Genomic DNA, 12,742 nt, shown 5'->3' on the forward strand with positions numbered 1-12,742 from the left:
CCATTGCGGTGGCGGGCCGCAAAGCCCACTGTCCTGTTTACGGAAGCAGGAACGCCATGCGGCATATATTGAGCTCCTTTCTGGCCTTGCACTGGGCGGTCGTTTTCGCCCTGCTGGCGTTCCTCTGCATCGACGGGAATCGCGGTGTTTCGGCAGCGCTTGGCGTGCTCGGCGTCGCCGTCCAGAACACCCGCTTCGCCGACCTCGAAAGCGCCGTTGTCGTGGCACCGCTTGCTGTAGCGCTGCTGGTCGTAGCGGTGCTGTTCTGCTGGGCCTTTGTCGAGACTCTGTTTAGCGATCCGACAAATCCGGTCGCCACCGACAGCGTCGTGCGGGTCGCCTTCATCTCCGCCTCCGGCGTATTGTCGCTGATTGTCGTCGGTGGCGCCGCGCAGGGCATCAGCGGGCTGTTCATGGTTGTCGCGGTGCAACTGGCGGCGCTGCTGGCGTCCTATGTCGCCATGCTCGCAGAGTGGCGGTCGGCCCTCGCCGCAGCGGTTCCGGGCACCGGTGAAATCCGTGCCGCCGCGCATGTGATGGCGAAGGCGGCGGCGCACAACTCGGCGCTCTCGCGCATTTCCGGCCGGCTGGACACGAACTTTAGGCCGGACACGAACTTGAGGGATGGCCGCTGATGCGTACCTTGTTCGCGCTATGGGCGGCGCCGCTCGCCCTGTTCTGGGGGTGGTTCTTCCTGTCGCTCAACGACATCAATTTCGGTTATGTCATGCTGAGCCGCCAATTGCATGACCTCGTCTTCCAGCTTTATGGGGAGATGCTCGGCATTGATCCGGTGCTCATTCCCGGCATGGTGGCAAAGGCCTGCATCTTCGACAGTCTGCTGCTCATGGCATTTTGGGCGTTCCGCCGCCGCCGGGTGATCGGCGGCTGGATCAGGATAATGCGCGACCGCTATTTCGGCCAGGCATCGACGCCGAGCGCCTGAAGCCGGTCGAGAACGCCCTGCAGAATAAAGGCCGCCGCGGCCGAATCGATCTTGCCGGCGCGTTTGCGGCGCGAAAAATCCATCTCGATCAATGTCCGCTCAGCCGCCACCGTCGACAGTCGCTCGTCCCACAAAACGAAGGGCAGGTCGGTCACACCAGCCATGTTGCGGGCGAAGGCGCGGGATTTCTGGGCGCGCGGGCCTTCCGACCCGTCCATGTTGATCGGCAGGCCGAGCACCACGGCGCCGACGTTCTCTTTCTGCAGCAAGGCGAGCAGCACAGCTGCATCCAGCGAGAATTTCCTGCGCATGATGACCGGACGCGGATGGGCGAAGGCAAAGGCCCTGTCGGAAACCGCCACGCCGATGGTCTTGTCGCCGAGGTCGAGCCCGGCCAGCGTCTTGCCGCCGCTGAGCCGCGCCGGCAACTCTTCGATGGTGATGATGCTCAACGGCCTTCCTTGGACCACACGCCGCGAAGGGACGCTGTGGGACTTTAATTTCACTGCCGGCGTTCTATCCTTTGGCGAAGCAAAAATCGAGGAAGGCATTCATGAAACTGACCTGGTACGGACATTCCGCATTCCGCATCGAAACCACCGACGCGAAAATCCTCATCGATCCCTATCTGATCGGCAATCCGTCATGGACGAGCGGCTGGGAAGGACCGGCGGAAGGGGTCACGCATGTTCTTTTGACCCATGGCCATAGCGATCACATCAGCGGTGCGCTCGAAGTGCTTGGGAAAAGCGGCGCTATGCTGGTCGCCAATTTCGAGGTCTGCATGTACCTGGTCGGCAGGGGCGCCAGCGACAAGAAGATCAATCCCGGCAATATCGGCGGCACCGTGGATTGCGGCGGTTTCACCACCACCTTCGTCCAGGCGCTGCATTCATCGTCGTTGCCGGGTGACAATGGCCTGAACACCTATCTCGGCAATCCAGGCGGCCTCGTCCTGCATTTTCCGGAAGACAAGACGCTCTATCACATGGGCGACACCGACATCTTTTCCGACATGGCGCTGATCAACGAATTGCATGAACCGAAGATCGGTATTGTGCCGATTGGCGACCGCTTCACCATGGGTGGCGCGGTGGCAGCCCTTGCCTGCCGACGCTTCTTTCAGTTTGAGACGGTCATCCCCAGTCACTTCGGCACGTTCCCGATCATCGACCAGACCGCCGACAAGTTTGTCGCAGGGTTGGAGGGATCCGGCGTGAAGGTCGCGTTGCCGGAGATCGGTGGGACGATTGCGTTGTAGAGAATGCCCAAGGCGGCAGCTACCTCCGCTGCGACGGCGTGGCCTGCCAAAGACCTTCTGGGCCGGTTCTCAGCACGATGCATGTTGCGCGGCACGCGCCGCGCCGCTATAGCGCGGACTGGTTTTCCAGAGGCACAAACAACCATGTCCGTTAATCTTCAGACTGTGAAGCGCGTCGCGCGTCTCGCCCGTATTGCGGTGAGCGAGGAGGATGCCGAGCGCATGACCGGCGAGTTGAACGCCATTCTGGGCTTTGTCGAGCAATTGAACGAGGTCGACGTCTCCGGCATCGAACCGATGACTTCGGTGATTCCGATGGAAATGAAGAAGCGCCCGGACGTCGTCACCGACGGCAGCAAGGCGGCCGACATCGTCGCCAACGCACCGGCCACCGAAGAGAATTTCTTCCTCGTTCCGAAGGTGGTGGAGTAGCGGGCCGATGGCAATCGAGATCGCCATCGAAACGCCGGTGCAGGACGATGTGCGCGGGCTGGTTAAGGAGCTCAACGACACGCTGCTGGAACTGACGCCGCCGGAGCACTGCTACCACATGACGGTCGAACAAATGGCCGACAACGACACAACTGTCTTCGTCGCTCGCGACAACGGCCTTGCCGTCGGTTGCGGCGCGCTGAAGCGCCACGATGGCACCGTCGGCGAGGTCAAGCGCATGTACACGCGGCCTTCGCATCGTGGACAGAAGATCGGCGCCAGGATCGTCGAGCGGATCGAAGCGCTGGCGCGCAATGAAGGGCTGAAGCGTTTGGTGCTGGAAACCGGCGACCGCCATCCGGCAGCGTGGACCGTCTATGAAGGCGCCGGATTTTCGCGCTGCGGCCCGGTGCTGGACTATCCCGATACCGAGTGGTCGGTGTTTTACGAAAAGAGCCTTGCCTGATGAGCGACCTGACCCACCTGACGATTTCGCAGGCCCGCACCAAGCTGCGCGCCAAGGAAATCACCGCAACCGAGATCACCGAAGCCTATCTCCAGGCGATCGAGCGGGCCAATCCGACGCTCAACGCCTATGTCGTCGTTACCGACGACAAGGCGCGCGACATGGCCAAGGCCTCGGACGCGAAGCTGGCGAAGGGCGAGGGCGGGACGCTCGAAGGCATACCGCTCGGGATCAAGGACCTGTTCGGCACCGAAGGCATCCACACCCAGGCCTGCAGCCATGTGCTGGATGGGTTCAAGCCACATTACGAATCGACTGTCACTGCCAATCTGTGGGCCGACGGCGCCGTGATGCTCGGCAAGCTCAACATGGACGAGTTCGCCATGGGCTCGTCCAACGAGACCTCCCACTACGGCCCCGTCGTCAATCCGTGGCGGCGTTCGCGCCTCGACACGGTGGTGATGCCAACCACGCATCAGGGCGATGGCGGTTTCGTCTCGGCCGGCGGCACCAGGACCGCGCGCACGCTGGACAACGCCCAGCTGGTGCCGGGCGGTTCGTCAGGCGGCTCGGCCTCCGCCGTTTCAGCGCTCCTATGTGCCGGCGCCACCGCCACCGACACCGGCGGTTCGATCCGCCAGCCCGCCGCCTTCACCGGCACGGTCGGCATCAAGCCGACCTACGGCCGCTGCTCGCGCTGGGGTATCGTCGCCTTCGCTTCGTCGCTCGACCAGGCCGGACCGATCGCCCGCGATGTGCGCGACGCCGCGATCCTCTTGAAATCGATGGCCTCGGTCGATCCGAGGGACACCACCTCGGTCGACCGGCCGGTGCCGGATTACGAGGCGGCGATCGGCAAGCCGATCAAGGGCATGAAGGTCGGCATCCCCAAGGAATACCGCGTCGACGGCATGCCCGACGAGATCGAGGCGCTGTGGCAGAAAGGCATTGCCTGGCTGAAAGATGCCGGCGCCGAGATCGTCGACATTTCGCTTCCGCATACCAAATATGCGCTGCCGGCCTATTACATCGTCGCGCCCGCCGAAGCCTCTTCGAACCTCGCCCGCTATGACGGCGTCCGCTATGGGTTGCGCGTGCCGGGCAAGGACATTGTTGACATGTACGAGAAGACCCGCGCCGCCGGCTTCGGCCGCGAGGTCAAGCGCCGCATCATGATCGGCACCTATGTCCTCTCCGCAGGCTACTACGACGCTTACTATCTGCAGGCGCAGAAGGTGCGGAATCTCATCAAGCGGGATTTCGAAAACGCATTCGCCGCCGGCGTCGACGTCATCCTGACACCGGCAACGCCGTCGGCGGCCTTCGGCATCGCCGACGAGGACATGGCCGCCGATCCGGTCAAGATGTACCTCAATGACATCTTTACGGTGACCGTGAACATGGCCGGACTGCCAGGCATCGCGGTACCCGCGGGGCTTGACGCCAAGGGCCTTCCGCTCGGCCTGCAGCTCATCGGCCGGCCCTTCGACGAGGAAACTTTGTTCCAGACCGCCCATGTCATCGAACAGGCGGCGGGTACGTTCCAGCCGGAAAAGTGGTGGTAGGATCGTTTCTAATCCAAGGCGTCGCATTTGAATGATGCGAGGCACTTTAGTCCTGGCTTATGAATGTCGTTGCCCCAAAACTGTTACGCGCTTTGGAGCGGCATGCGTTAGAGCGACGAGCATCCACTTGGACGCACAAAGGACACTCTAACACTTTGAATCTACGCATCGTGCTTTCCTAAAATCGGTACCGATCTTTGGGCCGATGCGGTGAGGGTGAGGGATGTTCTTCTATCTTTCCAAATTTCTCTGGTTCTTTGTCCAGCCGTTGAATGGTGCGATCTTCCTGCTGCTGGCGGGGCTGTTGGCGTCGAGGTTCGGGTGGCAACGATTGGCGACCGCCGGCAGCTTCCTTGCCCTCGTTATTTTAGCGCTTTCGACATTGACCTCACTCGGGGCAATGATGCTCATTCCGCTGGAGCAACGCTTCCCCAGGCCGCCGCTGCCAGAAAAGGTGGACGGTATCATTGTGCTGGGCGGCGGTTTGGAGGGCGCCACCAATGCCGTGCGTGGCGGCTATGAATTGAATGGCGCCGGCGACCGGATCGTCGAGGCGGCCGTACTGGCACGGCGTTTTCCGACAGCGAAAATCGTTATCTCCGGTGGCACTGTCCAGATGCTCGCCGAAGGTGAGGGCGATGCAGATACGGGACCGCGTCTGCTCACTGCGCTTGGCGTGACGGCCGATCGGCTGGTCCTCGAGAACAAATCCCGCAACACTTACGAGAATGCAGTCTTCACCAGAGAACTGGTGACGCCAAAAGCGGGTGAGACCTGGTTGCTGGTGACATCAGCCTTCCACATGCCACGCGCCACGGCGCTGTTCGACAAGGCCGGCTTTCCGACCATTCCGTGGCCGGTCGACTACATGACCACTGGCAAGGAAAGCATCGGTGCGTTCTTCCCCTATAGCGGGTTGGAGGTCACCACCACCGCAATCCGTGAATGGATCGGGCTCGTCGCCTACTGGCTGTCGGGCCGCATCGATCGGCTCTTCCCTGGACCGGGTGTTGGTTCGGGCGGCTGACCGATCACGGCTTGCCGCGCCGCCGAGAAGAACTGGCGACGCACCAGGACCGCCACCAAAAGCAGCGTCGACAGCACGAACACTTTTGGGTCGACGAACCAGCCGAGATAACCGATCGAGAAAAACACGCCGCGAAGGCCGGAATTGAAGTGTTTCCCGGCCAGCATGTTCATGCTCGCCGCACGCCATACCGCCGTCTCGCTAACCGGGTTTCGTGAAGCCTCGCCATGCGGAATCGGCACAGCTCCGATCAGAATCGAGCAGTAGTTGAACAGCCGGTAGGCCCAGCCGAACTTGAAAAAGGAATAGGCAAGGATCAGCACCAATCCGAACACCTTCATCTGAAAGGCGGAGCGGGATGATGTCGCGCCGAGCGGCAGATCGCTCAGCATCGAAACAACCTGATCGGAGGCGCCGACCAAGGCAAAACAGCCGCCGATCGCAATCAGCGAACTGGAGGCGAAGAAGGCGGTTCCCTGTTGAAGACCTGCCATAATGGCGGTGTCGACGATGCGGATCTCGCGTTCGGCCATGGTCCGCATCCAGGCTTCGCGCTGGACGTTCATCGCTATCGTCAGCGACATGCGGCTGACCAGCTTCCCGTCGGATGCGAGCGTATGCAGCACCCATACGAAAAGGAAGAAGGCCAGCGCCACGAGGTCGGCCGTCGACAAATGAAAGGAATCGCCCATGCGACCCTTTTACCACAAGCGGTGGCGCCGCTTCGATGGCGGAACGCAACGATGTCGCTGCCGGAGCAAACAAGGTCGGCAGGTGCAGCGCCGCGATCTTCGAAAGAGCGGAAACATCACAGGAATTCCTATATGTAAATTCCAATAGGAGAGAGCGGCGCGTGTTCCTTTCGGTTTTCGACCTGTTCAAGATCGGCATTGGACCATCGAGTTCGCACACGATGGGACCGATGACGGCTGCGCGGCGTTTTCTCGACGAGATCGCGGGAGATGACTGGCCACGCCCGGCCGGCGCCAAGGTCGACCGCGTCGCCGCCAGCCTGCACGGCTCGCTTGCCTATACCGGCGTCGGCCATGGTTCAGATCGCGCCGTCGTGCTCGGGCTTGCCGGCCAGACGCCGCAGACGGTGGACCCCGATCAGGCGGACAGCATCGTCGACCGTATCGCCGCCGACAAGCGAATTTCGCCGCCCGGCCATCCGTCCTATCGCTTCGACCCGGCCACGGATCTGGTGCTGGACCGCAAAACGCCGCTACCCGGTCACGCCAACGGCATGGCTTTCTCAGCCTATGATGCCGACGACCGCCTGCTGCTCAAGCGCATCTATTATTCGATCGGCGGCGGCTTCGTGGTTTCCGAGGAAGAATTGCAGCGGATGAAGGTGAAGGGTTCGGTGACGACGGAAGGCAAGAAGGTTCCATACCCCTTCAAGAACGCCGTCGAGATGCTGTCGATGGCGGCGAAAAGCGGCCTTTCCATCGCCGACATGAAGCGCGTCAACGAAGAGACGCAGATGCCGCGCGAGGAACTCGACGCCGGCCTCGACGGCATCTGGAGCGCCATGAAGAGCTGCATCGAGCGTGGCCTGTCGCAGGACGGCATCATGCCGGGCGGGCTGAAGGTGCGCCGCCGCGCGCGGCAATTGCATGACAAGCTGCAGGACCAGTGGCGGCAGAACCGGCCCAATCCGCTGCTCGCCAACGACTGGCTGTCGATCTATGCCATGGCGGTGAATGAGGAGAACGCCGCCGGCGGGCGCGTCGTCACCGCGCCGACCAACGGTGCTGCAGGCACGCTGCCCGCGGTGCTGCGCTACTGGCTGCATTTCCATCCCGAGGCCGACCAGCCAAGCATCCGCGATTTCCTGCTGACCGCGGCAGCGATCGGCGGCATCATCAAGACCAACGCTTCGATCTCGGGCGCCGAAGTCGGCTGCCAGGGCGAGGTCGGTTCGGCCTCGGCGATGGCGGCAGCGGGGCTGTGCGCCGTGATGGGCGGCACGCCCGAGCAAGTCGAGAACGCCGCCGAGATCGCGCTTGAACATCATCTCGGCATGACCTGCGATCCGGTCGGCGGGCTGGTGCAGGTGCCTTGCATCGAGCGTAACGCACTCGGCGCCGTCAAGGCGGTGACTGCTGCTTCGCTGGCCATCAAGGGCGACGGCGTTCACTTCGTGCCGCTCGATGCCGCAATCGAGACCATGCGCCAGACCGGCCTCGACATGAACGAGAAATACAAGGAAACCAGCCTCGGCGGACTGGCCGTCAATATCGTGGAATGCTGAGCCAAACTTTGCACTGGGGATTGGCACTGTGGAGAACAGCACTGCGAAGACTGGCACTGTGGAGAAAGTCGACCAGGCCGTTGACGCCTTCGCACGCCGGACTAAACCTTAATTCATGTCTCTTAATCTGATAAAGCTCTGCGTCGGCTGCGACAGCGTTGAAGATCTCGAAGAGTGGATTGCCTTCCGCCTCGACGAACGGCGGCGCGCCGGTGAACCGGTCGAGCAATACCACACCACCCGCATGATGCCGACGCGCGGCGCCGAGGTCACCGATGGCGGTTCCCTCTACTGGGTGATCAAGGGCAATGTGCAATGCCGCCAGTTGATCACGGAAATCCGTCCTTTCACCGATGACGAGGGCATCGGCCGCTGTCATCTGATGCTCGATCCCGCGGTGGTGCGCACCGAATGGCAGCCGCGCCGCGCCTTTCAAGGCTGGCGCTACCTGAAACCGTCGGACGCACCGGCCGATCTCGGCAAGGGTAAAGCGGGATCGGTCGAGATGCCGCCGAAACTCAGGCGCGAGCTTGCCGATCTCGGCCTTCTCTAGGAAGGTCCCCCAAATTCAAAGCTGCCGTGATCGCTGGCCCTCCAGATCGCCTCATGCTGGGCTTGCAAGCTGTGCGACAACGCCACATCTTGAATGTCATGAGCGACAAGAAGCAGCCCGTGCCCGCAAAGGCCAATCCTGCGCCGGTCGAGTCCCAATCTAGCACTGGCGAGATCGACGCCTTTATCCGTCAGGCAAGGACGCTCGCTGCGTCCGCGACCGGTTCTGGCAGGCTGATACTCTCGCTCGACGCGACGATGAGCCGCCAGCCGACCTGGGACCTTGCCTGTGCGCTGCAGTGCGAGATGTTCGACGCCGTCGGCAAGGCCGGAGCGCTGAAGGTTCAATTGATTTATTTTCGTGGTCTTGGCGAGTGCCGCTCATCTGGATTCGTCACCGATACGGACGCGCTGAAGCAGCTGATGACGCGGATCGAATGCCGCAGCGGCCAAACCCAGATCGGCAAGGTTCTCACCCATGCGCTGAAACAGACGGCGGCGGCCAGGGTGAATGCGCTGGTCTATATCGGCGACGCGATGGAAGAAAACATAGACGATCTGGCCGAAAAGGCCGGCAGCCTTGGCCTGCACGGCGTTCCTGTCTTCGTCTTTCAGGAGGGCCATGATGCCGGCGCAGAAAAGGCATTTAAGGAGATTGCGCGGCTGTCCAAAGGTGCTTGGTTCCGATTTGATCGGCGGGCCGCCGCAACCTTGGCCAGCCTGCTTTCGGCGGTCGCCGTGTTTGCAACCGGCGGGCTGAAGGCACTGGAGGCCAGGGGCAGGCCGGAAGACCGGCTGATGATCGAGCATCTGCGGAGCGGCAGGAAATAATGGGCGCGATTATCGCATTCGTGGCGTTGCTTTTGGTGCTGCTCGGCGTGGCCACGATCTTTCTCCGCGCCGACCCCGCGAGACTCGCAAGCGGGATGAGGACACTTGGGCCCGTCCTGCTGGCGCTGATCGGCGTCGCCGTGCTTCTGGTCGGACGCGAAGGTATCGGCGGCTTGATCCTGTCGACGGCGCTCGCCTGGTATGGCTCCATGCGGATGAAGCGGCCGACGGCGAAACTGGAGCCGGGCAAGCATTCGACGGTGCGCACCGCGGCACTCGAAATGGAGCTTGATCACGATACCGGCAATCTGGAGGGGCTCGTGCTCGCCGGCCGCCATGAAGGCAAGATGCTTGGCACGATGAGCCTTTCGGAGTTGCAGCAACTTTATCGCGAGCTCCCCGGCGACCCGGAGAGCCGCCAGTTGCTAGAGACGTATCTTGACGGCAGATTTCCCATCTGGCGCAAAGACGCTGAGGCGAATGGTGGCGAAGGGCTGGGTGTTTCGCCAGGTTCGGGCGCCATGACTAAGGAGGAGGCCTACAAGATCCTTGGTCTTGAAGCGGGGGCCGCCGCGGCGGATGTCCGCAAGGCGCACCGCCGCCTGATGCAGCGCCTGCACCCCGATATCGGCGGCACGTCTTTTCTGGCGGCGCGGATCAATGAAGCCAAGGACGTCTTGCTCTCCAATCACAACTAGTCTCCTTCGACGCAGAATTTTTCCGGGAGATGTTTTCGACGCCGTCTACTGCTGGACGGCGTAGCACTCGATTTTCTTTTTCTTCAGGGCGTTGCAGGCTTTCCAGGCAGCAGTCTTCGAACCAAAGCCGAACCGGGCGCGGTAATAGGTCATGCCGTCCTTTTCGAAGGCGACGGTGAAACCTGTGGCATCGGCGAGGATCGAAGGCGCCTGCTTGCTCGTCTCGTCCAGGAGAGCCTGGGCTTCGGATTGTTTTGGCGAAGAGGCGACCTGGACTGCCCAGCCGGACGGCACCGATGCCGTGTTGACGGGATCGACCGCCGCCGGTTCGGCGTAGGCTGCTGCGACCCTTGCCGTCGCGACATCGTCCGCCGTGGCCGCGGCCACTGTGTCAACCTTCTTGATCTGAGAGACGGGCATGGTCTGGACGACGGGGGTGGCTTCTTCAACGGCGGGGTCGGTTTCCTCAACTAGCGAGGCAATGGCATCATCGTCCCGGGCATCGTCGTCCGGCCGGCTGTCCGGCGTCGGCGCGCCGCGCTTGGGCAGGAACACTTTTGCCAGGGCGCTGATCGGGTTGCCGCCGCCGGCCTTGGCGACCAGCATGCCGCTGCCGCGCGACGACGCCTTCGGCATGTAGGTTTTGATCAATGCGGCCATCTGGTTGTCGCGGCTGCCGCCGGATTTGCCGCCTATCACCACCGCCACGATGCGGCGATCGCCGTCGTCGACCGACGAAACGAGATTGTAGCCGGACGCGCGGGTGTAACCGGTCTTGATGCCGTCGACGCCCTTGATGCGCCCAAGCAGGCGGTTATGGCCGTTGATGCGCCTCCGGCCGTAGAGAAAGGAACGCTGCGAGAAATAGCCGTAATACTGGGGAAAATGCTCCCGCAGCGCGATGCCGAGCACCGCCATGTCGCGCGCGGTCGTGAACTGACCGGGGTTTGGCAAGCCGTGGGCGTTGCGGAAAACGGTCCCCTTCATGCCCAGCGCCCGCGCCTTGGCTGTCATCATATGGGCGAAATTGGCTTCATTGCCGCCGAGAAGCTCGCCGAGCGCCGTCGCCGAGTCGTTTGCCGACTTGGTCACCATCGACAGGATCGCGGTCTCGACCGTGATCGCGCCGCCCCGTCTGACGCCGAGTTTCGTCGGCGGTTCAGCAGCAGCATTGGCCGAAAAGACGACCCGGGAGTTCTTGCTGATCTTGCCGTTCGCCATGGCCTCGAAGGCCAGGTAAAGCGTCATCATCTTGGTGAGCGAGGCCGGATAGCGCCGACCATCGGCATTCGAAGAATAAAGCACCCTGCCGGTCTTGGCATCGATTACGATGGCCGCCGACCTCGCTGCCATGGACGAAGCAGCGTCGGCAACGACGAATGTCATCGCCAAAGCGAGGATCATGATCGTTTTTAGAGAGGACGCGGATTTGGAGAGAATGCCCGACAACGCCTGACGCACCGATAGTTCCTTTGAATTTTTTGTTGCTGGAGGCGGCAAAGGTCCTGCCTCACTTTGAGCCAAGCTATCGCGGTCAGCGTTACCAATCCGTTTATGGTAACCATCGTGTTCACCATTTTCTTCGGGCTTGAGCTTCCTTTTATTCGAATTTTAGCGATTGCCGGTGGCTGGGCCTGCACGCCGGGCCGGTCGCCTGGAACCGCGCTCGGCGAAACATTGACTTTTTGTGCAGTGCACAATATATAACTTGCATTGCACAACGCGGCCCGGACAGGGCGCGTCCACCGTTCAACGGTAACTGTCAAGGGAGCGTGAAATGACCCAGACCTATGAAGATTTCAGCAAATACGGCAAGGAGATTGCCGACACCGGCTTGAAGAGCTTCGCATCCCTTTCCAAGGGTGCGCAGGCCATCGCCACCGAGGCGGGCGAGTACACCAAGAAAAGCTTCGAGGCCGGCAGCGCAGCAGCCGAGAAACTTTTGTCGGCCAAGTCGTTGGAGAAGGCGATCGAGATCCAGTCCGATTTTGCCAAGCAGTCGTACGAAGCCTTCGTCGCCGAAGCGACCAAGATAGGCGATCTCTATGCCGAACTCGCCAAAGAAGCCTACAAGCCGTTCGAAACAATCGTCGCAAAAGCGAAATAATCTCGCTATAATGTGAAGATGGCCCTCGGGCTGAAGACAGACCCGGTCGCGAAGGCGCGGCCGGGTTTTTTCATGGCAATTTGAAATCAGGGGGCTCTGCCGCCTTCACGATTTCGAAAATCGGCCAAGTTTGGCCACCTAGCCATATTGTCAGCTAAACAGAAGGGCTTAAAATCGTTCATCGAAGACCTACATGTCGAACTCATATGGGGATTCGAAAAGGCAGGGCTACGTGACGATTGGTTTGACTGCCACGAGAGATGTGGTGCGGATGCAAAACGGCAACGACGGCAATGAGGCCGGTCGCGGCACGGCTGTCATCACGCGCACCAAAACCAAGACCAAGAAACCTAGCCTTTATCGGGTCCTCATTCTCAACGACGACTATACGCCCATGGAATTCGTGGTTCACGTACTGGAGCGTTTTTTCCAGAAGGACCGTGAAGCCGCCACACGCATCATGCTACATGTTCACAATCATGGAGTGGGCGAGTGCGGGGTCTATACATTCGAGGTGGCCGAGACCAAAGTGTCTCAGGTCATGGATTTCGCCCGACAGAATCAGCATCCGCTGCAATGCGTGATGGAGAAGAAGTGAGG

The 12,742-nt window shown here is 61.4% G+C and carries 16 protein-coding genes; 13 read left to right on the top strand and 3 right to left on the bottom strand.

Translation table 11 applies throughout. The features are described 5' to 3' along the window. Positions 1 to 56 precede the first annotated feature (56 nt). Together A9K68_RS17870 and A9K68_RS17875 are read left to right on the top strand one after the other, a co-directional pair. The gene (locus A9K68_RS17870; protein ID WP_065009566.1) at positions 57 to 635 is read left to right on the top strand and encodes a hypothetical protein; all 579 of its coding nucleotides are present in this window, start codon (positions 57 to 59) and stop codon (positions 633 to 635) included. After that, complete coding sequence (locus A9K68_RS17875) at positions 635 to 946, top strand: DUF6105 family protein (protein WP_029352823.1); 312 nt, start codon at positions 635 to 637, stop codon at positions 944 to 946. Before A9K68_RS17870 ends, A9K68_RS17875 begins: the two co-directional genes overlap by 1 nt. Here the strand turns inward: A9K68_RS17875 and ruvX are convergent. Then, positions 913 to 1,398 carry a Holliday junction resolvase RuvX gene (ruvX, locus tag A9K68_RS17880; protein ID WP_065009567.1) on the bottom strand — a complete coding sequence of 162 codons (486 nt, stop codon included), beginning with the start codon at positions 1,396 to 1,398 and terminating at the stop codon, positions 913 to 915. The two genes, A9K68_RS17875 and ruvX, sit on opposite strands and share 34 nt — an antisense overlap. A gap of 101 nt (positions 1,399 to 1,499) precedes the next feature. Here ruvX and A9K68_RS17885 point away from each other — a divergent pair, with 101 nt between their 5' ends. The 5 genes from A9K68_RS17885 to A9K68_RS17905 all read left to right on the top strand — a co-directional run bounded on the left by A9K68_RS17885 (position 1,500) and on the right by A9K68_RS17905 (position 5,697). Further along, a complete protein-coding gene (locus tag A9K68_RS17885; protein ID WP_065009645.1) occupies positions 1,500 to 2,207 on the top strand; it encodes a metal-dependent hydrolase in 708 nt (235 codons plus the stop codon). Positions 2,208 to 2,351: 144 nt separating this feature from the next. Continuing rightward, positions 2,352 to 2,639, top strand: a complete 288-nt coding sequence (gatC, locus tag A9K68_RS17890; RefSeq protein WP_065009568.1) for an Asp-tRNA(Asn)/Glu-tRNA(Gln) amidotransferase subunit GatC — start codon at positions 2,352 to 2,354, stop codon at positions 2,637 to 2,639. Between the two features lie 7 nt (positions 2,640 to 2,646). Then, the gene (locus A9K68_RS17895) at positions 2,647 to 3,105 is read left to right on the top strand and encodes a GNAT family N-acetyltransferase (protein WP_065009569.1); all 459 of its coding nucleotides are present in this window, start codon (positions 2,647 to 2,649) and stop codon (positions 3,103 to 3,105) included. Then, positions 3,105 to 4,670, top strand: a complete 1,566-nt coding sequence (locus tag A9K68_RS17900) for an amidase family protein (RefSeq protein ID WP_065009570.1) — start codon at positions 3,105 to 3,107, stop codon at positions 4,668 to 4,670. The genes A9K68_RS17895 and A9K68_RS17900 overlap by 1 nt, the downstream gene beginning before the upstream one ends. A gap of 223 nt (positions 4,671 to 4,893) precedes the next feature. After that, positions 4,894 to 5,697, top strand: coding sequence for a YdcF family protein (locus tag A9K68_RS17905; protein WP_065009571.1), 804 nt, complete (start codon positions 4,894 to 4,896; stop codon positions 5,695 to 5,697). On the opposite strand, the gene A9K68_RS17910 is transcribed toward A9K68_RS17905, so the two are convergent. Further along, positions 5,634 to 6,389 (bottom strand): DUF599 domain-containing protein, encoded by a 756-nt coding sequence (locus A9K68_RS17910; protein ID WP_065009572.1) that lies wholly within the window; start codon positions 6,387 to 6,389, stop codon positions 5,634 to 5,636. The two genes, A9K68_RS17905 and A9K68_RS17910, sit on opposite strands and share 64 nt — an antisense overlap. 161 nt (positions 6,390 to 6,550) lie before the next feature. Here A9K68_RS17910 and A9K68_RS17915 point away from each other — a divergent pair, with 161 nt between their 5' ends. The 4 genes from A9K68_RS17915 to A9K68_RS17930 all read left to right on the top strand — a co-directional run bounded on the left by A9K68_RS17915 (position 6,551) and on the right by A9K68_RS17930 (position 10,035). Further along, positions 6,551 to 7,954, top strand: coding sequence for an L-serine ammonia-lyase (locus tag A9K68_RS17915; RefSeq protein WP_065009646.1), 1,404 nt, complete (start codon positions 6,551 to 6,553; stop codon positions 7,952 to 7,954). Between the two features lie 115 nt (positions 7,955 to 8,069). Further along, a complete protein-coding gene (locus A9K68_RS17920) occupies positions 8,070 to 8,507 on the top strand; it encodes a DUF1489 family protein (RefSeq protein WP_065009573.1) in 438 nt (145 codons plus the stop codon). A 98-nt stretch (positions 8,508 to 8,605) separates the two neighbouring features. Then, the gene (locus tag A9K68_RS17925) at positions 8,606 to 9,337 is read left to right on the top strand and encodes a hypothetical protein (RefSeq protein WP_065009647.1); all 732 of its coding nucleotides are present in this window, start codon (positions 8,606 to 8,608) and stop codon (positions 9,335 to 9,337) included. After that, the gene (locus A9K68_RS17930; RefSeq protein WP_029352799.1) at positions 9,337 to 10,035 is read left to right on the top strand and encodes a DnaJ domain-containing protein; all 699 of its coding nucleotides are present in this window, start codon (positions 9,337 to 9,339) and stop codon (positions 10,033 to 10,035) included. The genes A9K68_RS17925 and A9K68_RS17930 overlap by 1 nt, the downstream gene beginning before the upstream one ends. A gap of 45 nt (positions 10,036 to 10,080) precedes the next feature. On the opposite strand, the gene A9K68_RS17935 is transcribed toward A9K68_RS17930, so the two are convergent. Further along, positions 10,081 to 11,496, bottom strand: a complete 1,416-nt coding sequence (locus tag A9K68_RS17935) for a D-alanyl-D-alanine carboxypeptidase (RefSeq protein WP_065009574.1) — start codon at positions 11,494 to 11,496, stop codon at positions 10,081 to 10,083. A gap of 316 nt (positions 11,497 to 11,812) precedes the next feature. Here A9K68_RS17935 and A9K68_RS17940 point away from each other — a divergent pair, with 316 nt between their 5' ends. After that, on the top strand, positions 11,813 to 12,142 hold the full coding sequence (locus A9K68_RS17940) for a phasin family protein (RefSeq protein WP_065009575.1): 330 nt from the start codon (positions 11,813 to 11,815) through the stop codon (positions 12,140 to 12,142). A gap of 271 nt (positions 12,143 to 12,413) precedes the next feature. After that, positions 12,414 to 12,740: an ATP-dependent Clp protease adapter ClpS gene (clpS, locus tag A9K68_RS17945; protein ID WP_029352795.1), complete on the top strand. Its 327-nt coding sequence runs from the start codon at positions 12,414 to 12,416 to the stop codon at positions 12,738 to 12,740. Positions 12,741 to 12,742: the final 2 nt, after the last annotated feature.

Source organism: Mesorhizobium sp. AA22 (assembly GCF_001672375.2).
GTDB classification, from domain to species: Bacteria; Pseudomonadota; Alphaproteobacteria; order Rhizobiales; family Rhizobiaceae; genus Mesorhizobium; species Mesorhizobium wenxiniae.

Coding starts and splice junctions, on each gene's coding strand:
- A9K68_RS17870 (WP_065009566.1), top strand. CDS start 57: ATGCGGCATATATTGAGCTCCTTTCTGGCCTTGCACTGGGCGGTCGTT.
- A9K68_RS17875 (WP_029352823.1), top strand. CDS start 635: ATGCGTACCTTGTTCGCGCTATGGGCGGCGCCGCTCGCCCTGTTCTGG.
- A9K68_RS17885 (WP_065009645.1), top strand. CDS start 1,500: ATGAAACTGACCTGGTACGGACATTCCGCATTCCGCATCGAAACCACC.
- gatC (WP_065009568.1), top strand. CDS start 2,352: ATGTCCGTTAATCTTCAGACTGTGAAGCGCGTCGCGCGTCTCGCCCGT.
- A9K68_RS17895 (WP_065009569.1), top strand. CDS start 2,647: ATGGCAATCGAGATCGCCATCGAAACGCCGGTGCAGGACGATGTGCGC.
- A9K68_RS17900 (WP_065009570.1), top strand. CDS start 3,105: ATGAGCGACCTGACCCACCTGACGATTTCGCAGGCCCGCACCAAGCTG.
- A9K68_RS17905 (WP_065009571.1), top strand. CDS start 4,894: ATGTTCTTCTATCTTTCCAAATTTCTCTGGTTCTTTGTCCAGCCGTTG.
- A9K68_RS17910 (WP_065009572.1), bottom strand. CDS start 6,389: ATGGGCGATTCCTTTCATTTGTCGACGGCCGACCTCGTGGCGCTGGCC.
- A9K68_RS17920 (WP_065009573.1), top strand. CDS start 8,070: ATGTCTCTTAATCTGATAAAGCTCTGCGTCGGCTGCGACAGCGTTGAA.
- A9K68_RS17925 (WP_065009647.1), top strand. CDS start 8,606: ATGAGCGACAAGAAGCAGCCCGTGCCCGCAAAGGCCAATCCTGCGCCG.
- A9K68_RS17930 (WP_029352799.1), top strand. CDS start 9,337: ATGGGCGCGATTATCGCATTCGTGGCGTTGCTTTTGGTGCTGCTCGGC.
- A9K68_RS17940 (WP_065009575.1), top strand. CDS start 11,813: ATGACCCAGACCTATGAAGATTTCAGCAAATACGGCAAGGAGATTGCC.
- clpS (WP_029352795.1), top strand. CDS start 12,414: ATGCAAAACGGCAACGACGGCAATGAGGCCGGTCGCGGCACGGCTGTC.